The 24,436-nt window shown below is 58.2% G+C and carries 21 protein-coding genes; 12 read left to right on the top strand and 9 right to left on the bottom strand.

Annotated elements, in window-relative coordinates; genetic code table 11:
- Positions 1-63 precede the first annotated feature (63 nt).
- The 8 genes from ACR3EQ_RS22120 to ACR3EQ_RS22085 all read left to right on the top strand — a co-directional run bounded on the left by ACR3EQ_RS22120 (position 64) and on the right by ACR3EQ_RS22085 (position 7,597).
- On the top strand, positions 64-1,113 hold the full coding sequence (locus ACR3EQ_RS22120) for an ester cyclase (protein WP_170816009.1): 1,050 nt from the start codon (positions 64-66) through the stop codon (positions 1,111-1,113).
- A 1-nt stretch (position 1,114) separates the two neighbouring features.
- The gene (locus ACR3EQ_RS22115; protein ID WP_170611503.1) at positions 1,115-1,882 is read left to right on the top strand and encodes an SDR family oxidoreductase; all 768 of its coding nucleotides are present in this window, start codon (positions 1,115-1,117) and stop codon (positions 1,880-1,882) included.
- The gene (locus ACR3EQ_RS22110) at positions 1,882-2,901 is read left to right on the top strand and encodes a LacI family DNA-binding transcriptional regulator (RefSeq protein ID WP_170611501.1); all 1,020 of its coding nucleotides are present in this window, start codon (positions 1,882-1,884) and stop codon (positions 2,899-2,901) included. The genes ACR3EQ_RS22115 and ACR3EQ_RS22110 overlap by 1 nt, the downstream gene beginning before the upstream one ends.
- Entirely contained in the window at positions 2,898-3,872 is a 975-nt protein-coding gene (locus tag ACR3EQ_RS22105) for an ester cyclase (RefSeq protein WP_170816010.1), read from the top strand. The genes ACR3EQ_RS22110 and ACR3EQ_RS22105 overlap by 4 nt, the downstream gene beginning before the upstream one ends.
- 151 nt (positions 3,873-4,023) lie before the next feature.
- On the top strand, positions 4,024-4,986 hold the full coding sequence (locus ACR3EQ_RS22100) for a cupin domain-containing protein (RefSeq protein WP_170682675.1): 963 nt from the start codon (positions 4,024-4,026) through the stop codon (positions 4,984-4,986).
- 102 nt (positions 4,987-5,088) lie between these two features.
- Positions 5,089-6,213: a cobalamin-independent methionine synthase II family protein gene (locus tag ACR3EQ_RS22095; protein WP_480492133.1), complete on the top strand. Its 1,125-nt coding sequence runs from the start codon at positions 5,089-5,091 to the stop codon at positions 6,211-6,213.
- Positions 6,210-6,905 carry an alpha/beta fold hydrolase gene (locus ACR3EQ_RS22090; RefSeq protein ID WP_480492131.1) on the top strand — a complete coding sequence of 232 codons (696 nt, stop codon included), beginning with the start codon at positions 6,210-6,212 and terminating at the stop codon, positions 6,903-6,905. Before ACR3EQ_RS22095 ends, ACR3EQ_RS22090 begins: the two co-directional genes overlap by 4 nt.
- Positions 6,902-7,597 carry an RraA family protein gene (locus ACR3EQ_RS22085; RefSeq protein WP_170682677.1) on the top strand — a complete coding sequence of 232 codons (696 nt, stop codon included), beginning with the start codon at positions 6,902-6,904 and terminating at the stop codon, positions 7,595-7,597. The genes ACR3EQ_RS22090 and ACR3EQ_RS22085 overlap by 4 nt, the downstream gene beginning before the upstream one ends.
- A gap of 50 nt (positions 7,598-7,647) precedes the next feature.
- On the opposite strand, the gene ACR3EQ_RS22080 is transcribed toward ACR3EQ_RS22085, so the two are convergent.
- The 3 genes from ACR3EQ_RS22080 to ACR3EQ_RS22070 form a co-directional block, all read right to left on the bottom strand.
- Positions 7,648-10,968 (bottom strand): ATP-binding protein, encoded by a 3,321-nt coding sequence (locus tag ACR3EQ_RS22080; RefSeq protein WP_480492129.1) that lies wholly within the window; start codon positions 10,966-10,968, stop codon positions 7,648-7,650.
- Between the two features lie 357 nt (positions 10,969-11,325).
- Positions 11,326-12,450 carry an amidohydrolase gene (locus ACR3EQ_RS22075; protein ID WP_170619655.1) on the bottom strand — a complete coding sequence of 375 codons (1,125 nt, stop codon included), beginning with the start codon at positions 12,448-12,450 and terminating at the stop codon, positions 11,326-11,328.
- Positions 12,443-13,453, bottom strand: coding sequence for a pyridoxal-phosphate dependent enzyme (locus ACR3EQ_RS22070; protein WP_170611486.1), 1,011 nt, complete (start codon positions 13,451-13,453; stop codon positions 12,443-12,445). Before ACR3EQ_RS22070 ends, ACR3EQ_RS22075 begins: the two co-directional genes overlap by 8 nt.
- Before the next feature lie 88 nt (positions 13,454-13,541).
- Here ACR3EQ_RS22070 and ACR3EQ_RS22065 point away from each other — a divergent pair, with 88 nt between their 5' ends.
- Together ACR3EQ_RS22065 and ACR3EQ_RS22060 are read left to right on the top strand one after the other, a co-directional pair.
- The gene (locus ACR3EQ_RS22065) at positions 13,542-14,018 is read left to right on the top strand and encodes an Lrp/AsnC family transcriptional regulator (RefSeq protein WP_170611484.1); all 477 of its coding nucleotides are present in this window, start codon (positions 13,542-13,544) and stop codon (positions 14,016-14,018) included.
- Positions 14,019-14,201: 183 nt separating this feature from the next.
- Positions 14,202-14,351, top strand: coding sequence for a hypothetical protein (locus ACR3EQ_RS22060; RefSeq protein WP_170611482.1), 150 nt, complete (start codon positions 14,202-14,204; stop codon positions 14,349-14,351).
- A 20-nt stretch (positions 14,352-14,371) separates the two neighbouring features.
- On the opposite strand, the gene ACR3EQ_RS22055 is transcribed toward ACR3EQ_RS22060, so the two are convergent.
- From ACR3EQ_RS22055 to ACR3EQ_RS22030, 6 genes are all read right to left on the bottom strand, one after another.
- On the bottom strand, positions 14,372-14,557 hold the full coding sequence (locus tag ACR3EQ_RS22055) for a hypothetical protein (RefSeq protein WP_170611480.1): 186 nt from the start codon (positions 14,555-14,557) through the stop codon (positions 14,372-14,374).
- 47 nt (positions 14,558-14,604) lie between these two features.
- The gene (locus tag ACR3EQ_RS22050) at positions 14,605-15,696 is read right to left on the bottom strand and encodes a peptidoglycan-binding domain-containing protein (protein ID WP_170611479.1); all 1,092 of its coding nucleotides are present in this window, start codon (positions 15,694-15,696) and stop codon (positions 14,605-14,607) included.
- A gap of 331 nt (positions 15,697-16,027) precedes the next feature.
- The gene (locus ACR3EQ_RS22045) at positions 16,028-16,768 is read right to left on the bottom strand and encodes an aspartate/glutamate racemase family protein (protein ID WP_170619656.1); all 741 of its coding nucleotides are present in this window, start codon (positions 16,766-16,768) and stop codon (positions 16,028-16,030) included.
- Between the two features lie 28 nt (positions 16,769-16,796).
- A complete protein-coding gene (locus ACR3EQ_RS22040) occupies positions 16,797-18,035 on the bottom strand; it encodes an NAD(P)/FAD-dependent oxidoreductase (protein WP_170611475.1) in 1,239 nt (412 codons plus the stop codon).
- A gap of 4 nt (positions 18,036-18,039) precedes the next feature.
- Entirely contained in the window at positions 18,040-20,253 is a 2,214-nt protein-coding gene (locus tag ACR3EQ_RS22035) for a TRAP transporter fused permease subunit (protein ID WP_170611473.1), read from the bottom strand.
- Between the two features lie 80 nt (positions 20,254-20,333).
- Positions 20,334-21,341 (bottom strand): TAXI family TRAP transporter solute-binding subunit, encoded by a 1,008-nt coding sequence (locus ACR3EQ_RS22030; protein ID WP_170611471.1) that lies wholly within the window; start codon positions 21,339-21,341, stop codon positions 20,334-20,336.
- A 129-nt stretch (positions 21,342-21,470) separates the two neighbouring features.
- Between ACR3EQ_RS22030 and ACR3EQ_RS22025 the strand changes: the two genes are divergently transcribed.
- Together ACR3EQ_RS22025 and ACR3EQ_RS22020 are read left to right on the top strand one after the other, a co-directional pair.
- Positions 21,471-22,439: a LysR family transcriptional regulator gene (locus ACR3EQ_RS22025; protein WP_480492127.1), complete on the top strand. Its 969-nt coding sequence runs from the start codon at positions 21,471-21,473 to the stop codon at positions 22,437-22,439.
- 208 nt (positions 22,440-22,647) lie between these two features.
- Complete coding sequence (locus tag ACR3EQ_RS22020; RefSeq protein ID WP_480492125.1) at positions 22,648-24,189, top strand: acetolactate synthase large subunit; 1,542 nt, start codon at positions 22,648-22,650, stop codon at positions 24,187-24,189.
- Positions 24,190-24,436: the final 247 nt, after the last annotated feature.

Here is a 24,436-nt window from a genome sequence, read left to right as displayed (position 1 = left end):
GGGGTTGGCCCGGGCGTCACGGAATTTCTGAAGTAAGCAGTAAAAGCAATGCGAGATTTCGCAATGGACAAACACTCTACCCACAAGGCCCTGATCGCGCCTCTGCGCGAGGCCATGTTCAACTTCGATGAAACCGGCGTTCGCGCGGCATTGGGTGCGGTGATCGCGCCGGATGCCATCGTTCACATGCCGCACCCGTTTGGTGACCTAACCGGACCGCAGGAACTCTATGACACTTGCTACGCGCCGCTGCTGAGATCCATGCCCGATCTGGAGCGGCGTGACTGGATCGTCATGGGTGGCGGGACCGAACAGGGCAATGATTGGGTCGGCTGTGGCGGCCACTACGTTGGCACCTTCGTCGCCCCCTGGCTGGACATCCCGCCGACGGGGCATCTGACCCATATGCGGTTCCACGAATTCTACCGCTTCGAAGGCGACAAGGTTGTGGAAATCCAGACGCTCTGGGACATCCCTGAAGTGATGATGCAGGCCAAGGCCTGGCCGATGGCTCCGTCACTGGGGCTGGAGTTCTGTATTCCCGGCCCAGCGACGCTGGACGGGATGGTGCCAGGTCCGTGGGATGAAGCGAGGTCAAACACCTCATGCGCCCATATCGTCGACATGTTGGACCATCTGAAGAAACATCCCAGCCAGGGTGGACCCGAAGTGATGGAGATGGAGAAGTTCTGGCATCCGCGCATGAACTGGTACGGCCCCGCCGGGATTGGAACCGGGCGCGGCATCGCGGGTTTCCGCAACTGGCACCAGATCCCCTTTCTGAACGGTATGCCCGACCGCGGCAAATACGTCGATGAAATCACCTACCACTTCTTTGGCGATGGTGATTATGCCGCCGTGACCGGTTGGCCGGACATGATCCAGACCGTCACGCATGATGGCTGGATGGGAATTGCGCCGTCCGGCAAACGTATCACCATGCGCAGCCTTGATTTCTGGCGGCTCGAGGATGGCCTGATCCGCGAAAACTGGGTGATGGTCGATCTGCTGGACGCCTACCGCCAACTGGGCGTAGATGTCTTTGCCCGCCTGCGCGAGTTCAACAAGGCACGTGTTCCGGGCACAATTCCGTTCCCGGTCGGCGAGGTCTGATATGCCCCAATTCCCCAGCACCCCAAGTTTCAGTCTGAGCGGCAAGCGCGCTCTGGTCGCCGGCGCCTCATCTGGCATCGGCATGGCCTGCGCTGTAGCCCTTGCGGAACATGGTGCTGAGGTCACATTGGCAGCGCGCCGCGTTGGCGCGTTGCAAGACATCGCGAATGAGATGTCAGCGCGCGGATGGTCAGCCAAGACACTTGAGCTGGACGTCTCGGACGTTGCAGCCACAGCCGCGGCCGTGGCGCAAAACGGACCTTTCGACATTTTGCTGAACTCGGCCGGCCTTGCCCGCCACAGCAAGGCTGTGGACACGCAACCGGATGGTTTTGACGCAGTCATGGGCGTTAATGTCAAAGGGGCCTATTTCCTGACCCAAGCCGTTGCCAAAGGGTTGTTGGAAGCCGGCCGCCCCGGTTCGCTGATCAACATCTCAAGCCAGATGGGTCATGTCGGGGGCCGCGAACGCGCCGTGTACTGCGCTTCGAAATTCGCGGTCGAGGGGTTCTCCAAGGCGATGGCGCTGGAGTTCGGGTCCGCAAAGATCCGCGTCAACACCATCTGTCCCACATTCATCCTGACCGACCTGACCAGGTCCACGTTCGACGACCCGGACAAACGAACCTGGATTCTGGACAAGATCAAGCTGGGTCGCCCGGGTGAGATTGAGGACATCATGGGGGCGGTGGTTTATCTGGCGTCGGATGCATCGGCCTTGGTGACCGGCACGGCGCTGATGGTTGACGGGGGTTGGACAGCGGACTGATGGCGACACACAAGGTTACATCACTGGAAGTCGCCCGCCTCGCAGGGGTCAGCCAATCTGCGGTCAGCCGGGTCTTCACCCCTGGTGCATCGGCATCAAAGAAAACCGTGGAAAAGGTGCGCAAGGCCGCCAAGGAACTGGGGTATCGCCCGAACGTTCTGGCCCGCGCCGTGGTGTCCGGGAAAAGCCGGATCATCGGGCTTGTCGTCGCCTATCTGAACAATCAGTTCTATCCTGAGGCACTGGAAAAGCTGACAAACACGCTGCAGGAGCGTGGGTACCACGTGCTGATTTTCATGGCCTCGCATCAGGCTGGAAATATCGACAATGTGGTCGAGGAAATACTCGACTTTCAGGTCGACGGGATCATCGCGGCCTCGGTTGCACTGTCGTCGGATCTGTCCGACCGCTGCCGAACCGCAGGCGTACCGATGGTGCTGTTCAATCGGGCACAGGACGATACTGCCATGTCGTCAGTTACGTCCGACAACGTTGCCGGAGGACGAAAGGCCGCCGAGTTCCTGTTGGCCGGCGGGCACCAAAAGATCGGTTACGTCGCGGGATGGGAAGGTGCTTCGACCCAGAGGGATCGCGAAGCAGGGTTCGTAGCGGCCTTGAAGGAGGCTGGGGTCACGCTGCACGCCCGCGAAATCGGGAATTTTGTGGCCGAAGAAGCCCGGCAAGCGACGCTTAAGATGTTCGACTCCGATGCGCCTGATGCGGTGTTTGTCGCCAACGATCACATGGCCATTTCCGTGATGGACACGCTGCGGTTCGAGTTGGGTTTGAATGTCCCGGGCGACGTTTCGGTCATCGGATATGACGATGTCGCCGTGGCGTCATGGCCGGCGTACAACCTGACCACCATTCGCCAACCCGCCAACCGCATGGTCGCTGAGACCGTCGATATTCTGCTCAGCAAAATCGAAGATCCTGATGTCAGTCCGCGCCGGGTCGAGATTGACGGACCTCTTATTGTTCGCGGCTCGGCCCGCATACCTGAAGGATGGAAGACATGAAGGGGTTTGATCCCAAATTCAAAGACTTTCCCGATTACATCATCGGCATCACCAAGGAGATCTGGGAGGATCGCGGTATTGCCACGCTGCATCACTATTACGCGCCGGACATCGTGGTGCGCTCGCCGGGATCGGTTGTGGTTGGCAATCAGGGCGTTATCGCCGCCACGATGGCCACCCTTGCCGAGTTTCCCGACCGTACGCTTCTGGGCGAGGATGTGATCTGGTCCGGAACCCCGGAAGAAGGGATGCTGTCCTCGCACCGGTTGCTGTCAACGGCGACCCATCTGGGCGATGGCGTTTACGGTAAGGCCACAGGGAAAAAGCTGGTTTACCGAATTCTTGCCGATTGCCACGCCATCAACAACCAGATCAACGACGAATGGCTGATCCGAGACCAGAGCGCGATTGTCCAGCAGATGGGCTGGGATCCCAAGGAATACGCCCGAGACCTGATCGCCCGTGAAGGTGGGCCAGACGCCTGCGTGCAACCCTACACGCCCGCAAATGACAAGCCCGGCCCTTACAAAGGGCATGGAAATGACAACGAGTGGGGTCAAAAATACGCGGATATCCTGACCCGTATCATGAATGCGGACATGGGTGTGATCGAGGCAGAGTATGACCGCGCCGTCCTGTCGGAGTATCCCGGCGGCACCACAGGACATAGTTGGGGGCCAGTGGACCGGTTCTGGATGGGCCTGCGCGCCTCGTTCCCGAATGCAGAATTCAAGATTCACCATCAGATTGGCCGCGACGATCCGATGATGCCGCCGCGCGCCGCGATCCGCTGGACGCTGCACGGCAAGCACGACGGCTGGGGTGTCTTTGGCGTTCCAACCGGGGCCGAGGTCTTTGTTCTGGGTATCAGCCAGGCCGAGTTCGGCCCCTGGGGTCTGCGCAGGGAATACACCCTTTTTGACGAAACATCGATCTGGAAACAGATCCTTTTGAAAACTGGCGATCTCTAGCATGCCGTGCCGTATCTCAAATCTGGATGCCGGGCAGGCGATGCGGCGTTACCACGCCCACCGCGCCAGCCTGCGCGCCCGGCGGCTGAACAATCGCCCGCCGGGTGGAACGGTTTGATCCGATCAAACCCACCGCAAAAGGAAGAAAGATATGAGTACCATCGAAAGCCGCATTGTCCGCTATGGCGAGCTGAAACCCTGTAAAACCGCGTTCATCGACGCCCACACGCCGGGCTCGGACCAGAAAGAAAACTTTACCATTATCGGTGGCGGCGTCAGCGAAAGCCCGGACCAGCACGTCCACATCACCGACAAGATCGGGTTCAACATCGGCGCAGCGGGGCAGCCCCCGAAATGCCGCAACTCGCTGCACAGTCACACCACGGCCGAGGTTTTCTTTGTTGCCAAAGGCCGGTGGCGGTTCTTCTGGGGCCGTTATGGCACTGCAGGCGAATTCATCGCCGAGGAAGGTGACATCTTCAACATCCCGACGGGCATCTTCCGCGGCTTCGAGAATGTGGGCCAGGACTATGGGATGATCATGTCGATGCTGGGTGGCGACGATGCCGGTGGCGGCGTGACCTGGGCACCGCAGGTGATCGAGGACGCGCAGGCACACGGTTTGATGCTGGGCAATAACGGTGTTCTGTACGACCGCAAGAAGGGCGAGGACCTGCCGCACAACGTCCAGCCTATGCCGCTGCTGACCGAAGAAGAACTGAAAGCGTACCCCGAGGTTCCCGTCGACGCGGTGATCGGCAAGTATGTCGCCCGCTACTGGGACCTGATGGCACTGGCGGCGCACAAGCCGGCGGTTGTGATCGGCGAAAAGGGTCTGATCAAGGACAAGCCCGGGTTCGAGGTTGATTTTCTGACACGCGGCTCGGCCGTGACCGAGGCGGTCGTGGCTGAAAAACCGGTCGTATTGATGCCCGCAAGCGGTCACTGGCGCATCCGGATCAACGATGTTGAGACCACCCTGTCGAACGGCGACACTGCCTTGGCCTTGCCTGGCGAAAGCTACAGCGCCGAGCCTTCGATGACCGGCGAAGCGGGCCTGTACCGGATCACTGCAACCGATGATCCGGCCGGGGCGACCTGGACGGGTGCTTAATGGTGCCAGCGCGCGTTCCCCTTCCGGTTGGGGCGCGCCAAATAGAACCTGCGTCGGGCATCCGTCCCGGCGCGGGACTGAGTTTTATAGGGAGATGAACAAATGACCCGCATATTGACCACCCACGTGGGAAGCCTGCCGCGCAGTCAGGAGGTCGTGGACTTCATCTTCGCACGCGAGCGGGAGGAGCCGTTCGATCAGACCGAATTTGACACCTGCATGACCGCAGCCGTGTCCGATACCGTGCGCAAACAGGCGGCGGCCGGGATTGATATCGTATCGGACGGTGAAACCTCGAAAATCTCGTACGCCACCTATGTCAAGGACCGCTACACCGGCTTTTCCGGTGACAGCCCGCGCAACGCGCCAGCGGACCTCAAGATGTTCCCGGGCTTTCTGCAGCGGCTGGCGAATGACGGCGGAACCCCGCAATATGCCCGGCCCATGTGTGTGGGCGAGGTGCGTTCAAAAGGCCAAGATGAGTTGCAGAAGGATATTGCCAATCTCAAGGCGGCGATGGCCGAACACGGGGTGGCGCGCGGCTTCATGAACGCGGCCAGCCCCGGGGTGATATCCCTGTTCCTGCAAAACGACTTTTACCCAACGCGCGAGGCCTATCTGGCAGCGCTGGCCGACGCGATGAAGGCGGAATACGAAACCATTGTTGGTGCCGGTCTTGATCTGCAACTGGATTGCCCCGATCTTGCGCTGTCGCGGCATATGCTGTTCACCGGTCTGTCCGACGATGAGTTCCTGAAAATCGCCAACATGCATGTCGAGGCGCTGAACCACGCGTTGCAGGATGTGCCGGCCGACAAGGTGCGCGTTCACATTTGCTGGGGCAATTATGAAGGTCCGCATTGCTGCGATATCGGCATGGACAAGGTGTTTTCGACACTGATGTCGACAAAGTCGCGCTATGTGCTGTTCGAAACCTCGAACCCGCGCCATGCCCATGAATGGACCGTGTTTCGTGACCGCAAAGCCGAAATTCCAGCCGACAAGATTCTGGTGCCAGGCGTCGTCGACACCACGACGAACTTTGTCGAACATCCTGAACTGATCGCGCAGCGGGTTGAACGCTTTGCGGATATCGTAGGGGGCGACCGGGTGATTGCGGGATCGGATTGCGGCTTTGGCACCTTTGCCGGCTTCGGCGCGGTCGACCCGGACATAGCCTATGCCAAGCTGGGCGCGCTTGCCGAAGGGACCGCACTGGTCAAATGACGCCACTTGTTCTGTTGCCCGGGATGATGTGTGACGCGCGGCTATTCAGCGCCCAAATCGCGGCTTTGTCGGGCAGGGTTCCAATTCTGACTGCGCCAATCGGGGGCCGTGACACGATGGCGGCTCTTGCCAAAGACGTGCTGGCCTGCGCGCCGCAACGGTTTGCTGTGGCAGGGCTCTCAATGGGCGGTATCGTGGCTATGGAAATCCTGCGGCAGGCACCGGACCGTGTGGTGGGCCTGGCGCTGATGGACACCAACCATTTGGCCGAAACGGATGAGGTCAAAGCTAGGCGCGGTCCGCAGATAGCCGCTGTCGAACGAGGAGACCTGCGCATCGTGATGGCGGACGAGATGAAACCCAATTATCTGACCGATGGCCCGGACAAAGCTGCAATTCTGAACCTTTGCATGGATATGGCAGAGGGTCTTGGTCCCGATGTCTTTGTCAATCAATCCAAAGCGTTGCGAGATCGGCCAGACCAAAGCGAAACGCTGCAAAACTTCCACGGTGAAGCCCTTGTTCTGTGTGGGCGCGACGATGCCTTATGTCCGGTATCGCGGCACGAAATGATGCACGCGCTGATGCCGCAGAGCCGGCTCGAGGTTATCGAACGGGCTGGTCACCTGCCGACTTTGGAACAACCGCAACAAACCACGGCGGCTCTGACCCGCTGGCTGGAGGCGATATGAAGAAGTCCCTGCTGGACCTGCTGAAAAAGGTCGATACCCCCACGGTTTGCAACGCCATCGAAGTGGCGCAGGGCAAACGTGGGTTCAATGATTTCACCCGGGGCACGATGTTGTGCTCTGATCCCGGTGCGGGCGCGATGGTGGGATATGCACGCACCGCGAAGATTGCCGCCGTGAACCCGCCGACCGAGGCTCCGGAGGTGATCCGAAAGCGCCGGATGGACTACTACCGGCACATGGCTTCGGGGACCGGTCCGGTCGTGACCGTGGTCGAGGATACGGATTACCCGCATTGCATCGGCGCCTATTGGGGTGAGATCAACACCACGATCCACAAGGGTTTTGGCATCAGTGGCGCATTAACCAACGGGGTTATGCGCGACCTCGGCGATTTGCCCGACGGGTTTCCGGTTGTGGCGGGCTCGGTCGGGCCAAGCCACGGTTTCGTGCACGTGAAAGAGGTTGGAACGCAGGTGTCGATCTTCGGACTTTCAATCAGGGACGGGGACCTTGTGCATGCAGACCGGCATGGCGCATTGGTGGTTCCGCCCGAGGTGGTGGACGTGCTTGAGCAGGCGATCATCAAGTTACTTGAAACTGAGAAGCTGATCCTGGTGCCCGCGCGTCAATCTGGGTTCGATTTCAACGCCTTTGAAAAAGCGTGGGTGGCGTTTGAAGCCTCTCGAACCTAGGAGGCGCAAGGGACGGGTTATCCGTCCGTGTCACCTTGAGCAGATGAGCGTTAGCCGACGGTTGTTTCATCAAGCCATTTCAAGGCATCGCTCACGTCAATTGTATGCTCTCCGCCCGTGACCGTTTGCAAAACGGCACGAAGATCGGAAGTGGGAATGCCAGCTCGACCGTGTTTTTGGCAGTGCTTGACATAGTCCAATGCCGTTCGAAGTTCGAACATCTTTGCATTCTGTTGTCGCGCGACCTCCAAAGCCACACGAAACTCGTTTTCAGCGACCCCATTCTCTGAAGATACGAGGGCATAGACCCGTTCCGTCTCAGCTTGGGCCCATCCCTCATTGGTCAGTCCGTGGTGTTTGCGTGCTTCGGCGAGGCAATCCAGCGCACCTTCCCGGTTGCCGGATTTCAGCGTGAGCTCCGCAACCAAGGTAAGAAAGAACGGCTTGTAGTTTCCCGCGCCGCTGGCCCACCATGCTTCTGATGCCTTGCGTAATGCGCGGATCGTTTCCGGCTGGGGTGAAATATGGGCATCCACCCAGCTTCGCCAGAGGGATGCCGTCAAAGACATGAATGTGAAAGAGTGCTTGGAGGAAAGCTGCTCAAGTTGATCAGTAACCTCGATAACCTGTTCCGGTTCGCGGCGCAGAAGATGCAGCATGCACAGGTAGGTCAGCGACTGCGCGATGCTGTGGGCGTGCTGAAGGTCCTTTGCGGCAGCGACCGCTTTTTTCTGGACTTCAAGCGCCTTGTCCGGCGCACCACGCATCCAGATCGCAAGGCTCAGGAAACATGAGGTAATCGCGGCGTGGTCCGATCCGTAAATGAATGCCAGATGCCCATCGCGTTCCCGGCTGTAGAGTTCCAGCGCCTTGCTCAGATGCGTGCAGGCCGGGTCCAGTTCCCCGATATGGAACAGCACCGCGCCCATCGCCCGGTGTGCCACCATTTGATGTTGCGTCTGGCCAGTCGAATGCGCCAGATCCAGCAATTGCCCGGCAACATTTCTGGCCAAATCATACTCGGCACGCACCAAATGAAAGGAATACAAACCGTTCAAAACCGGGAACAAGTGTTCTGTCTCTTCAACGCGTTCACAAAGGTCGCGTATTCTTGAGTAGACAGAACCGGTTTCATCAGCGGCAATACCAGCCGTTGATCGCAAAACACCTGCCCTGAGAACCTGTATCTCGATTTCTTTTCGGTCCCGATCGGTGCTTTGGCTCAGTTCCGCCAACTGCTCAATCGCCAGGGACAATTGTGTACCTGCCTCGATGTTGGCGGATCGTTGAACCGCGCGCTGGCCCGCAAGATGCCGGTAGTCGATTGCTTCCTTGTTCATGCCCGCCATCGTGTAGTGGTGTGCCAGAATTTCCGGGCTGGCATCACCCGAATGAACCTCCTTGTCTTCCAGTCTTCGGGCAACACGAGCGTGCAAAACACGGCGTTCGCTTTTCAGAAGACTGTTGTAGGCGGTGTCGCGAATAAGCGCGTGACGGTAGCTGAAGGTTTCATGATCATCGGCATCAGAAACCGTGACTATCCCTGCATCCAACAAAAGCTCCAAACCCGCGCGCAACGCGGTATCTTCAATGCGGGCCACCTTGGCGATCAACGGATACGAAAACTGAGGTCCGATGACAGCTCCGATCTGGGCCACTTCCTTGGCCGAACTCAACCGGTCAAGGCGCGCCATCAACGCATCGTGCAAGGCACTGGGAACCGAGTTCGCCGGAGAAACCAGACCCATTGAATACGTGTCTGTTCCTTCGGTCAAACCGCCGGATTCCAGAAGGTCTTTGGTTACTTCTTCCACGTATAGAGGCACACCGTCGGATCTGGCCGCAACCACCTCATACATCTCGTCCGAGATCGGCTGGCCTTTGGCGACTTCATCCACAATGTTCTTGACCTGATGGAAATCCAACTGCTTCAAAACCACTTTCGAAAGATTTGATTGCAGCGCCCAGCCCGGGTCGAACTCGGGTCTGAATGTCATGACAACCAGCACCGGAAGGTCATGAATCCGGTCCACGATCCGATCCAGCAACAGCTTGGTCGTCGGATCAATCCAATGCGCATCCTCGAACAGGAACAGCAGCGGTTTTTCTCCGGCCACTGCCGTCAGATTGCTCAGCAGCATTTCCAGCGTCTGCTCCATGAGATGCTGCGGAGTCAGATTCAACGGGCCCAATTGATCTTCAAATGGAACGGACAGAAGCGACGCTGCCAACTTCAAGGCATGGTCAGTCTGATCGCCAAGAACGGCAGAGATTTTTTTGAGTTTTACGTCGCTTGAATCGTCGGAACGGAGTCCCGCCGCAATTTCGAGTTGGCGAATGAGGGGATAAAATGCACTTGCGTAATGGTAAGGCGAACACTGGTATCGAGTTTGAGTGTGCGGCACCCCCGCGATACTCTGTCGTAATTCCTCAACCAATCGCGACTTGCCAATTCCAGGCTCGCCTGACACCAGCACAACCTGTCCCTTACCGCTCGTGGCCAACTGCCACTTTTCGTTCAGGGTCTCAAACTCTGCGGTGCGGCCGACCAAAGGCTTGAGCAACTCGTCATCCAAGGCCAAAAAGCGGCTGACGGTTTCCCGCGTTCCGGTAACCTGCCAGGCTTCAACCTCCTTGGCGAAACCCTTGAGTTTGAATGCGCCGCGCAGAACGTAGTTGAAAGCGTCGCCCGCCAATTGTTGCGTGCTAGGAGCGACGATCAGCGTTCCCGGGTCCGCCATAGTCTGCAGACGGGCGGCCAGATTGGGCGTCTCGCCCATGGCGGTTCCATCCTCAAACATTTTTTCGCCGCGCAAATCACCAACGACGACCAATCCGGTCGCTATCCCTATTCTGACATTCAGTTTCGCGTGGGTGCGGATATCCGGCACTTCCTGGATAATGCGAAGCCCCGCACGAACGGCACGCTCTGCATCATCTTCATGGGCGTGAGGAAACCCGAAAAAGACCATGATTCCATCGCCATAATAACTTGCAATATGGCCGTCAAAGGCCGCAACGGACGCAGCGCATGTTTCCTTGAAAAGCCGAAGTACCTCCGCCAGATCTTCGGGATCGACGCGCTGGGCAATTTCAGTTGACCCGACCAGATCGATGAACATTACGGTAAGCTGCCGGCGCTCGGCCACGATTGTCGGGCCGTCAGGACCCTTGGGCTGGCTTTGCCCGGCCTCTGCATCGACACGAACCGCTTTCAGGAAACGCCGTCTCGGACCAAGGGGAAGTCCGATCGTGACAAGATCCTGGTCCGTTAATTCGGATAGATCGCTTAGCTCGATTTCATGCTCGGCAAACGCCTTGGCGTACTTGGTCAAACTGTGTTTCTCAAGCCAAAGTGCAATATCGGACATTCGATGGTTTCACTTGCCGTCTTGGCAGGGCGCAATGTCTGCGCTCCAACAACAGGCATCTCCCTGTTAGCTTAGCTTTCAACACACTCGTTACAATTTACGGTGACATCCTAGGAAATATTCTTTCAATGAAGAAGCCCACTTTGTTAACGGGTCAAGGGCTTCGATGCGCCTTTTTAACCCGGCCCAACATAAACTTCTCGGCGGCGCGCTTTGGCGGCCCTTGTAATGGTTGCCGTAATCATTGGATGCCTGCGCTTCATCCGGAAGCGTTTCATAGGCCTGACGTATCACCAATATAGGATCGGCGAAACAATGCCGCCGTTCAGATCGTGTGCTTGAACACAGGCTTCCGTATCAGAAGTCCCGCCGTGCAAGGTTGGTCCAAAACGCAATTCCATGGCGGATAGCATCATCGTTGAAATCATATGACGGGTTGTGAAGCGGCATCGCATTGTTCCCCTCAACCCCGTTACCCATCAGGATGAATGCCCCCGGACGATGTGCAAGAAACCCGGCAAAGTCTTCCGAAAAACCGACCCGGCCATAAGTATCGTTTATTCTACCAACGTCACGGGCCGCGCCTGAAATACAATCGGTTGCCCTGTCGTCGTTCACCAGCGGCCGGAATGAAGTCGAGTAATCAACTTGCGCCTCTGCAGCGTGCGCCGCGCTGACACCGGTCACAATCGCGCGCATTCTGCGTTCTATGCTTTCAGACACATCCCCGGTGAACCCTCGGCAGTCCCCGCGCAGTGTTACATTGCTGGGTAGGATATTGCGCGCACCGTCCGTCAGGAATTCGGTGATGGAAACCACGGCGTGTTCGCTGGCTGGAAGCGAGCGAGAGACGATCGATTGCAATTGCTGCACAATCGCGGCCCCGACCACAATCGGATCGATGCCTTTTTCGGGCATGGAAGCGTGCCCGCCCCGACCCTGAATATGGATTTCGAAATTATCCTCAAACGCACAGAATGGCCCTGCCTGCGTGGCGAAATGACCAAGCTCCATTCCCGGCATGTTGTGAAGGCCGAAGATTGCGGCCATGGGGAAGCGGTCGAACAAATCGTCCGCAATCATCGCGGCGGCCCCATTTCCATTTTCTTCGTCCGGCTGAAAGATGAAGTGAATGGTCCGACTAATATTGGGATCCGCCGCAAGTTCCAGCGCGGCCCCAAGCAGCATGGTACTGTGACCATCGTGCCCGCATCCATGAAACTTGCCGTCCGCTTGCGAGCGATAGGGCAAGTTTGTCGCCTCATGTATCGGCAGGGCGTCCATATCGGCACGAAAGCCGATCGCAGTTTCATCGGGACCCCGTCGCAGGGTCGCGACGAGACCAGTCCGGCCAACCCCACGGGTGACTTCAAGCCCTGCGTCTTCCAACGCTGCTGCGATCTGTCCAGAGGTCCGGTCAAGATCGAAACCGGTTTCCGGGTTGGCATGCAAATCCCGACGAAATGCGGTGAGGTCAAGCATCGGCCACACTTCCTTCGGACAGGATGATCAGCGGCAGGTCGGCTTCAACCATCAAGCAGGCTGCCAAACCTGCCGCACCGGAAGGTGTCGTAGAGAAACCCAGGTCCTGGGCCTGTTTTACGGCGTCCAAAGCCTGTTGGTCACTGACCGTAACCCAATCATCGGCGCACTGTTTCAAAATATCCAGGGCCAACATGGACGGCGTCTTGCAATCCAGCCGCCCCATGTTTGACACGGGTCCTTCGACAGTGAAGATCTCACCCGCCATGACGCTTTTCTTGAGGCAAGGCGCGGCATCCGGTTCGACGACTATGATCTTTGGCTGAACCGGCCAGTTGGACCGGATCATGTAAGCGACCCCTGCGGCCAGGCCGCCAACGCCAGCCTGCAAAAATACATGGCTGGGCCAGGTTCCGGCAGTTTCCAGCGCGTGCTGTATTTCTTCGGCAATGACGGTATAACCTTCCATGACCAGCCGGGGAGGTTCGGTGTATCCGGGCCAGGAGCCGTCGGCGAGGTGGATGGCGCCGGTTGCCTCGGCATCGGCAATGGCTTCCGCAACACTTTCCTCGTAGTCGTCGCCGGACCGAACTACCTCTGCGCCCTTGTCCCGTAGACGAATGGCGAAGTCCTCGGGCACCGTTTCGGCGAGGTGAATGCGGGCCTTTGCTCCAAACAGACGCGCGCCAGCGGCCACAGCCATGCCGTGATTACCTGCGCTGGCACAAACAAAAGTCATCGAGCGTGCGATGCCCTTTACAATGTCGTCCAGAAAGGCGTTTGCTTCTACGGGGTGGCCAACGCGCGCTTCGATCAGCTTGGCGACAGCATAAACACCACCGAGGGCTTTGAACGCGCCCAAGCCCATTCTGCCGGTTTCGTCCTTGATCAGCATCGGTCTTCCCTGGAAACTGCGGGTCTCCAAGGGGCTTGGTCTGTAGGCAGGGCATGCAGCAAGCAGAGCCAGCGGTTTTGCGACGTCGAGTATCTTTGAGTTTTTCATGGAGAGAGTTGTACGCGCAAACGATGATCTATTATGGTCAAATTTGCCAAATTTGCGGGAAATTTTCTCTAAATGATGAAGGTATGGTGTGAAACTCGATCAGTTTGACCGAAAGCTGCTTCAACTGATGCAGGCCGATGCAAAGATGGGCCTCGAAGCCCTTGCGTCGGAGACGGGCTTGTCTGTCGCATCCGTACAACGGCGTCTGAAGGCGCTCAGAACCTCGGGTGCTATTCTGTCCGAAGTGGCGATTGTTGATGCTAAAAAACTTGGCGTCGCGATGAGCTTTATTGTCATGGTTGAACTGGAGCGCGAACGTCAGGATCAGATAGACGCGTTCTCGCGTCAGGTGCAGTCCGAGCCCATGGTCCAGCAGTGCTATTACATCACAGGAGACGCCGACTTCTGTCTGGTCTGCACTGCAAAGGACATGGATGATTTTCAAGAACTTACGAAGCGGCTGTTTTTCGACAATTCAAACGTCCGTCGCTTTCGAACATCTGTGGTCATGGGCCGGAAAAAAATCGGGTTGGGTGTTCCGGTTGATGGCGAAGGGGCAAAGTGACGAAAGCCCTCGTGAAGTCGTTCAATCTGTACGGCAAGGCTTGGGCGACCCTTGTTGAAATCTCTTGCCTTATAGACGCGTAAATCACGCCAAAGCTCGGAAGCGAACTCGGTTTTCATCGCCGGCTTCGATCAGCCACCGCAAATGCCGCTCATATCGCCGTCGTTTTGCTTTGGACGATGAATGGAGTGGCTTGCCACCCTGTTGCAGACTGGCGGTTCGAACACGCCGCTTGCCAAGTGTACAGTGGACAACGTTGCAAAGGACGGTGTCCGGCTGGGCAATCCCTGCGACTTCCAGACGTTCAACCGGGAAACTAACATGACGGCCTGAACGCTGACCAACGGCAGTTGTTATGTCGGATTTGGCCACGGAATACCCGACAGCCATTCCTTCATGGCTGCCAGGGATGCGCGTCCGCCTTGATCGGCATGTGTAAACAGCCAGACATCCCGGAATGTAGGCGCGGTTTCCGGTGTCTCGTCTGTGTCAGACGACAGCCTTTGCGACCCAACCATCAGTGCGAGAACGTGTGGCAAGTCAGGTTTGGTGAAGACGGTTGAAACCAGTCCAAGTCAAAACAGTACTAACTGGTTTTTGCCGCGTAGAACGAACAACCGTTTGAATCGCGCCCGCTGATTGCCAGTTTTTGGTCCGCGACAACCCCGTTGCTGCGAACACGCCCCAACAGGAAGCCATAATTAATCTCACCCGACATTCGACGCCCCGACAGCCGGCCGTTGAATCGCCCAGTAAACCCTTGCGAGGTTTTCACCTGGCCCGTGTAATTGCCGCCACCGACATGTCTGACCTTCATTGCGCCCGTAATTTTCTGCTGTCCGATTTTGCTGCGGGTTCCGCAAGTTGTTGTGAAACGCCAGTTCCCCGACATTTCCGTTGGCCCAATCGGAATCGGGGGCGGAGGGTTGTAGAGGTCGCTGTTGTCGGGAAACGCCAGCCAGGATTGCAATTGCGCTTCCGACTGGATCCTGAGTGCTACCAGTTGGCTGGCTGAAAGGTAACCCGTTGCCGGAAAACCCCGGCTGGCCTGCCACGCCTGTATTGCCCCTCTGGTCCCGCGACCCATAACACCGTCTATTCCATTCGGATCATGGCCCAGAACACTCAGCCGGGCCTGAATGTCGCGGCTCGCCTGTTTGTCCAGCGCCAAAGCAGCTTCCGATTCTGCAGTGCCATTTTCCGGAACCGGTTTCAGCGGGGGGAGCGGTCTTAGCGGCGGAAGCTGTTTCAGCGCAGGCGGAGCTTCCTGGAGCAATGCGGTCTGTGCCGCTGGCGCACCGGTTAAGGTCAGGTTGCCCTGGCTGTACTTGGCTTTGTATAGTTTGCCTTCCATGCCATCCCGGAACGGCGCGCAACCCTCCAGCGCAGACGCGAAGAAAAAGTAGAACTGACGATGCGCGGACCGGGCGGCCGCCGGCGCGGTCATCACCGGCAGTCCCACGATGTCGCCGGCTGGACCAACTTCGAATTCAATCTCAACGTCGATCTGAGGATTCCCTGAGATCGCTTTTTGGATGCAATCCGCAGCGGCCGCCAACTGCGCGGGGTCGTTAACCTGAGCGGTGGATACCCCATGAAAGCAAACCCAAAGCAGCAGGGCATAGGCCAGAGTTGAAACTCGTCGTTTCGAGGTCTTGTCGCACGTCAGATTTGGCATTCGTCTCCGCAAGAAGGTCTCCAAGGTTCGGCAGTTTTGCGTTCAGAGTAGCCGATTGTTCCCCTTCCAGCGATGCAAATCCGCTCCGTGGGACACTCTGACTTCGATCATCTCTGCCGGGGCCGGGTGTCAATGCGGTGTCGGACAGCCTGTCCGGACCGGACTTGTTTCCGAGGGCCTGCCGCGAACACGCAAACAGGTTTTGCCCATCCGTCGGGATCACAACTGTTGGGATGCCCGCGTCTTTTTTATGTATCAGCGAAAGCCGCCGACACTTGTAACGTCGCCATCTCGTGCTTTTGGGCACGTCCAATAGTGTGCCTTATGGTCTTTAAGACCAGGGCATGATCCCTGAATACGAACTGCGCGTGCTTACGGTATGCGCCATCTGCGCCAGTGTCGTCAGGTCAAAAACGGGAAGCTGCAGTTCTTCCTGAATCCGCGCGGCATAGGGTGGCAGATCGGTGCATTCCAGAACCAATGATCGGATGCCCGGGTCCCTCCGCTTCAGGTTGTGAACCGCTTGCATGACTTCAACTTCAATTAGATCAGTGTCCATACGCGTTCGCGTGTTGCGCAGGATCACTTCGGCAAATTCGGTACTGTCCTCCAGCCCTTGTACCGCGACGGGGATGCCCGCGGCACCTACACCTTCGAAATGTTTCGGCGTTAGTGCCGACGCATCTGCGGTCAGCACGCCCACTGGGGCATTTGCGCCGGTCATGTGAAACGCCAAAGGCACCTGTATCAGACTGGATGCAAAGACCGGGACGGACACGGCAGCCGCCAGTTCCTTTTGGAAGAGCGCCAGAAAACCGCAACTGCCGGTGATGGCCCGTACACCCTCGGCCTCAAGGCGCCGTGCCCCGGCGATAAAGGGGCCCAGCAGTTCCGGGGTCGGGTTCTTCAACAGGGTCGGGACGGTAACGCCATCTATCATTTCGTATAGCACCGAAAACGGCAGGCTGGACGGGTTTTTGATATGACCCGGAGGCTTGGGGAAATAGCTCTCAAGGCATAAAACCCCTATCGAGGCACCGCAGATGTTCTGGCCGCCTTCGTAAATTGGCATGGTCGTCAGTTCCTTTCAGATCAGAGGTTCAAAACCGGGCCAGTGAAAACGGGTCCAGGTCGATATTTGGGCTGCGGTCGGAGATGATGTCGGCCACAAGCTCGCCGGTTTTCGGAGCCATCATCAACCCATAGTGGGAATGGCCAAACGCCGTGTAGAGACCATCTTTTCCGTTCAAAGGTCCGATTGCGGGAAGGCTGTCCGGAAAGGACGGACGCCGCCCCATCCAGAACCTTGCGCCGCTTGTATCAAGGTCCGGAACCATGGACTTGGCTTGCGCGGTCAGTGTCTTTTCCTTTCCGGGATCGGCGGGCGCGTCGACGCTTGCGAACTCGGCTGTTCCCGCGACACGAAGGCCACCCTGCATCGAGCTTGCGACAACTTTTGCGTCCACATCCATGACCGAATTGTTCAGACTGGCGGAAGGCGTTGGAAACTCGACATGATATCCGCGCTCGGCGACCAGCGGGATCGACAAGCCAAGGGGTTTCAGGATTTCGGCTGACCAGACTCCGGCGGCCAGAACGACCTTGTCGGCATGAAGGAGCCCTTGCGCAGTGGCAAGCTGCCAGCCGCCATCCTGCGCACGGCTCAGCCCTTTTAGCTCGGTTTGGACGATTTCTGCGCCCTGTATTCTGGCCTTGTCGGCCAGAACCGCAGCCAACCGTCCCGGAGATGTGACGCGTGCCTGACCCTTGATCACAATGGCAGCCTTGAAATCACGGCTCAGCGCAGGTTCGATACGCCGCAATTCGACGCCATCGATGCGGTCGAGGTCGCCTCCCTTTTCCCGCCGAATGAGGTAGTCCAGCCCATCCAGGTTGGCCTGTTCCGGATGGCGGAACGCGTGGACATAGAGGCTGTCGGTGATCAGATCCTCGTGACCGGTGCCCTGCAGATGCCGCCGGTACAGATCAATGGAAGGACGGCACAACAGCTCCATCGCATCCGAGATCTCACGCACCGTCTTTTCGCCGGAGTTACCCAGAAAGCGCATCCCCCAGGGAACCATCTTTGGCCAAAACGAAAGCCGGACAGACAGCGCGCTTTTTGGGTTCAGCAGCATTGCCGGAAGCTTTTTCCAGATCCCCGGCACGGCTTGCGGGATGATCGACCACGGAGAGACAACGCCCGCGTTTCCGAACGAGGTTTCCTGCCCCGGTTCGCTTCTGTCCAATAGCCGGACGGGAATGCCGCGCTCCTGCAGGGACAACGCGCAACAGATGCCGACGATGCCAGCGCCGATGATGGTGACTTCTTTCGCCATGTTGTTATGCCGGGGAATGACTGCGGTTGCGGGCGATCATCTGAGTGACGATGACCGGAGAGGCCACGGCCAGCGCGATCAGATCAGCGGTCAGGCTGGGCGCGACAAAGATAACGCCTGCCAATGCCATCAAGATACGCGAGGCTATGTTCAGCGGCTTTAGCCAATATCCCACCACGGCGGCGGACAGGGCGATGACCCCTGCAATGCAGCTGGCGGCAGTGTAGGTGAACTCCCACAGATTGAACCCGGTTGACGACACGAACAGCAGAACCGGTGCATAGACAAAGGCCATGGGCGCGATGACTTTGCCAAGCCCAAGTGTAAAGGCGGACAGCCCGGTTCGGAACGGGTTGGAATTGGCAATGGCCGCGGCCGCATAGGCCGAAGTGCAGACCGGCGGCGTGATCTCGGACACGACACCGTAGTATAGCACGAACAGGTGGCTGGCGATGGGCGGCACGCCCAATTGCGCCAGCGCGGGCTGTGCGACCGAAACCAGCATGATGTATAACGCTGTGGTCGGGATGCCTGCGCCCATCAGGATGCAGACGATGGCGATGAACACCAGCGAGATGAACAGCTGCAGGTCTTCCATAGCAAACAGTTGGAAGCTGCCGAACGAGATCATGTTGTACAGATCCGCCGCCAGGTTGCCCGCGCCCTGCGTCACCATGAAACCGATGCGGAACCCGATGCCGGTGGTATTGATGACACCCACCACGATGCCGACAGCGGCCGCAGCGGCCCCCACGGCCAGCGAGTATTTCACGCCCAGTTCGACCGCGGCCAGCATCTCGGGAATTTCGATCCGTTTCTGGGGGTTCAGTGTAGCGATCACTGACAGGCCGCAAAGAATGGCCGTCATGGTCAGATCGAAGCCACCATCCGAGAACTTCCAAAGCACGAAGGCAAGGAACGCCGCCGCATAGATCAGTGTCGGAGGTTGCTTCAGGCGCGACATGCCCGCGATCACGGCAAGGGAGATACCGCAAAAGGCGGACATGAACGGCGTGTAGCCCGTGAACAGCACTACCAGCAGTCCGATCAGGGGCACGATATTGGCCCATCCTTCGGTCCAGACAGCCTTGAGCTGCGGCAGTTGCTCTTTCGCCAGACCCTTCAGGTTCAGCTTGCGTGCCATCAGGTGCACGACGGCAAAGACGCCGACATAGTGCAGGATGGCCGGGAAGATCGCCGCGATCACGATGGTTGTATAGGGAACCTCGAGGAACTCGGCCATGATGAAGGCGGCCGCCCCCATGATCGGCGGAGTGATCTGGCCACCGGCCGAGGACGCGGCCTCGACCCCGCCTGCAAAATGGCCGGGGTATCCCAGGCGCTTCATGTTGGGAATTGTCAGCGCGCCGGTCGAAACGGTGTTGGCCACCGAAGAACCCGAAATCGTGCCGAAGAACGCCGAGGATACCACCGACACTTTTGCCGGACCGCCGGTATAACGGCCCGCCAAAATGGTTGCGTTGTCGATGAAAAGCTGTCCCAGCCCTGTGCGCTGGGCAATGACGCCAAACAGCACAAAGTGGAACACAATTGTGGAAACAACCCAAAGTGTGACGCCGTAGATGCCTTCCTGCGGGAAGTACATCGACGATACGAAAGTTTTGAAATTCACGCCGGGATGCTGCAGCAGGCCGGGGAAATAGGGGCCGAGCAGGGCGTAGGAGATGAACACACAGATGATCAGCGGCAGCACCCAACCCAACGTGCGGCGCGCGATGTCCAGAACCAGCAGAATGATGATTACGCCCAAAATCACGTCGTACGTGTTGGGGTTGCCCATGCGGAACGTCTGTTCCTCGATCCCGAGAAACGGAATGCCGCGCCATGCGAGCCCGACATACAGCGCAGCGATGATCCCCAGCGCCATGAAGACCAAGTCGTAGAGTGGGATGTTACCGATGCGGAAGCGGCTTACTTTAAGCGCATAGAGGCTTTTGGCCCCGATAATCGGTATTGTCGCATAAACCAGAATGAACAGCAGGGCCAGATAGATGCCCATGTGCCAGTGATCGGCGGGAAGGCCGAAACCGGCGGTGAAGAATTCATAGAATGCAAAGATCAGAGCGACGACTCGCAGAACCTTGGCGGTTGCGGGCGACACTTGCCGGACGGCGGCGCCTTCGTCGAATTGTTCTTCGATGGCAGCCAGTTCCTCGGCTGTCAGCTCGTGGTCATCAAGTTTCAGTGTCTCGGACATGATGGCCCCCTGATTGCGCGTATTTCGAGAACCCGGTGCCCCAGGCGGGGCACCGGGTGTTTGAGTTTCCTGAGATCGGATTACTGAAGAAGTCCGGCTTCTTTATAGAACTTCTCAGCACCTGGATGCAGCGGAACACCCAGCGCCTCGACACCGTCCAGCGCTGTCTCAGCAGTGATCTGCTTGCCCTTAGCATGGCCGTTATCCAGCAGCTTGCGGGTGTTGTCGTTCCACAGGGCCTTGGTCAGTTGATAGACCAGATCTTCAGACAGGTCCGAGGATACAACCAGCATCGCGCTGACGGCCGGTGTCTTAGTCTCACCGTCGATACCTTCGTACACACCACCCGGAATGGCCGAGGGGATATAAGCCGGAATGATCTCATTGATCTTCGCCAGATCCTCGTCCGAGAAGGAATGCAGGTTCATGCCCTTGGTCGAGGACAGCTGAACCATCGCGGCGACCGGCCAGCCCGCAGCATAGAAATAGGCGTCCAGTTGACCGTCGGCCAGACGCTCCGCGCTCTGGCTGTTGTTCAGTTCGGCCTCGTCCATGTTGTCGCGGTTGACGCCCCAGGCGTCCAGCATCTGCAGAACGGCCACCTGAGTGCCCGAACCCGCCTGCGCGATACCAACACGTTTGCCTTCCAGATCGCTCAGGTCGTTGATGGTCTGACCGGCGGGCAGCACCAGATGCAGGTCTTCCGGGAACAGATTAGCAACGATGCGCAGGTTAGGATGCGGTTTGCCTTCGAATTTGCCCTCACCCAGATACATCGAGCGCGTGACGTCGGCGGCGGCCAGACCGGCCTCCAACTCGCCGTTTTGAACGGCCGCATTGTTAAAGACAGACGCAGTGGTGGATTGCGCAATCGCGATCAGACCGGGCACGCCGCACTGGCCGCCTTCTTCACACGGGCGCGAACCCGGAGGGGCAGAAATCCCGTTTGCGATTGTGCCGCCGATGGGGAAGTAGGTTCCGCCAGCCCCGCCGGTACCGATGCGGAAAAAGGTCGGGTCCTGTGCCAGCGCCGGTGCGGCCAGCGCGCCAGCCAGAGCGATGCCTGCCAGGCATTTCGATAGTCTCATCGTTTCCTCCAAGTTGTGGATCATCGGATTCGGTTTGCCCGAAATTTGATCCCGCCAGCGTAGAGGGAATTCACATAAATACAAATTTGTTATATTTCACAAAACTTAAATTTAGCTTATATATAGCGCATGAATCTTACCCAACTGGCCGTATTTCGCGAAGTGATGGAAACCGGTTCCATTTCTCAGACGGCGAAAAAACTGAACCGCACGCAACCAGCGATCAGCCTGGCATTGAAGAACCTTGAAAAGAACTTGGGCCTTACGTTGTTCGAACGCAAAGGGCGGCGTCTGGTGCCGGTTCCGGAAGCGCATTACCTTCTGGCGGAAACTACGGGTATCCTGGATCGGCTTTCGACGATTTCCAGTACCATGGAAGGGCTGATCAAAGGGCATTCCGGCAGTTTGAACATCGCCACAATGCCTGGTCCTTCGGCGTTTCTGTTCCCGCGGTTCATCAGCCAGTCGGTCGGGGAAAACCCCAATATACGCATCACGCTGTCCACACGCAGTTCGCCCCAGATCATGGAGCTTGCAGGCACCCAGAATATCGATTTTGGTTTCGCTGATTTTGAACACTCTGCCGGCAGAAAACCGCAATATTCAGCCGAACTCATCCGGGCTGACTGTTTTTGCGCCATAGACAGCGCACACCCTCTGGCGTCCCGGAAAAGCATAACGATTTCTGATCTGGACGGGATCCCCATGGGCGGGTTGCACGAAACCCATCCGTTCCAGCGTAAGATCCGGCAAGAGTTTCAGGACGAATCTGCAAACTACAAACCGACGGTCACCTGCCAGTACTTTCTTCCGTTGATCCCCTTTGTAAGTTCGGGTCAGTGCTGCACCATCGTTGATCCGCTGACCTTTGCCACCGAACGTGAATTGGGGCTGTCTCAGGGGAAGGTTGCGTTTTTGCCGTTCGAAAACCCGCTCAGATATGAATACGCGATCCTTCAGCCTGACCACCGACCGGCGTCACAGCTCGCGCTCAACATCAAGGCAGGCTGGAAAGCCGAAGTTTTGAAGAAACTGGAGGAATTGGGGGCCAATCCCCGTGCAGAATGGGTTGATGAAACCGAAGGCAAGCAAGACTGAATAATCGTGATCATCAAAGGCGGGCGTCGAGATACCTTGCGACGATCACGCCGGTTTTCTCTTCATCGTGCTCTGCCGGTCCAGGCGACAAGCTGTCATGTTCAGGAGTTAGGAAAGGCATTACTGAAGGCACATAACGGGTTCTGATCGGCCGCTGAGGCCGCTAGGCTGATGTGCAGACGAGACTTTTCGAACGGTGAGAGCGAGAATGAATGGTGCAGAAAGCCTGGTCAGAACACTTCTTGGGGCGGGTGTGGACACTTGTTTCGCCAATCCCGGCACCAGCGAGATGCATTTCGTGGCGGCTCTGGATCAGATCCCGGGGATGCACTGCGTTCTTGGCCTGCAGGAGAACGTCGTCACTGGCATGGCAGACGGCTATTTCCGGATAGCGCGCAAACCAGCCTCGACCTTGCTGCATTGCGGTCCGGGTTTGGCCAATGGAATGGGCAACCTGCATAATGCCCGCAGGGCGCGGTCGGGGATAGTCAATATCGTGGGCGATCAGGCCACCTTTCATGCCAGGCACGATGCTCCGTTACAGGCCGACACGGACATTATGGCGCGCACGGTGTCGAACTGGGTGCATACCAGTTCGCGATCCGATCAGGTCGGGGCCGATGCGGCCCGTGCCATTCAGGCGGCAAAAACTATGCCGGGGCAGATCGCCACACTGATCCTGCCTTCGGATGCCAGCTGGAATGAGGGCGGCAGGGTTGCCCAGCCGCTGCCGGTTCCAGCACCGGCACAGATCGATCCTGCGGCAGTCGCTCAGGCCGCCCGCACCCTGCGGGATGAGGAAAAAGTCCTGATCCTGCTGGCCGGCCACGGTGTGCTGACCCCGGTGCAGAGCCTGGCCTGGCGGGTGGCGCAGGCGACCGGCGCGGCGCTGATGGCAGATTTCGTCACGCCGCATCTGGCGCGGGGACGCGGGCGTCTGCCGTTGGTGCGGGTGCCCTATGACACCGACCTGGCGCGCGAAACGCTTGCGAATTTCAAGACCATCATTCTGGTCGGTGCCAAACCTCCGGTGGGGTTTTTTGCGTATCCGGGGAAACCCTCGACCCAATATGCCGACGACGCACGTTTCATTCGTCTGTCGCGCCCGGATCAGGACGCCGAAGCCGCGCTTCAGGCACTGGTGGATGAACTGAACGCGCCCGCCGTCGCGATCCCTGATCCTGGCCCTCGACCCGAGGCCCCTTCGGGCGCTTGCAGCCCGGAAGGTCTGGCGCAGGCAGTTGCGGCTTTGATGCCCGAGAATGCGATCATTTCGGATGAAAGCGTGTCCTATGGACGGGCTTTCTATCCGCACACCTTCGCGGCCCCAGCCCATGACTGGCTGCATCTGGCCGGAGGGGCCATTGGCGATGGCCTGCCGGTGGCCACCGGGGCCGCCATCGCGGCTAAAGGTGAACGCCGGGTGATCAGCTTGCAGGCCGACGGCTCGGCGATGTATTCGCTTCAGTCGCTCTGGACACAGGCGCGCGAAGGGCTGCCCTGCACGACGATCATCATCTCGAACCGCAAGTACCAGATATTGATCGGCGAATACGGCAATGTCGGTGCAACGCCGGGCCCTACGGCGATGGACATGCTGGACCTTGGCAAACCGGATCTGAACTGGGTCAATCTGGCCAACGGCATGGGGGTCGAGGCCGCAGTGGCCACCGATCTGGACCAGCTTGGCGATCTGATGCAGGCCAGTTTCGCAAGACTCGGTCCATTCTTGATCGAGCTGATCGTCTGATGGTGCCCGATACGTCGCCGCGCCTCGGGAGAGCAATAAGAATACGACATCTTAGAGCGCGGTGTTTGACCCTGTTGGGTCTAAGGCGTGTTAGGCGAGGGTAGAACAGAGCAAGAAGAACGGGTGGCGAACAGCGGTTTCGAACCTCAAAAACATACCCCTCGGGACATGCCAGATATACTGCAACCACCGTGGCAGAACGGCAGGCTGCAATGCGCGCCCCGATTGCAATCGAAGTATTAATGAA

The sequence above is a fragment of the Ruegeria sp. AN11 genome, assembly GCF_056536005.1.
Note: the sequence above shows the minus strand (reverse complement) of the source record. Positions and strands in the feature narration are given on the sequence as shown.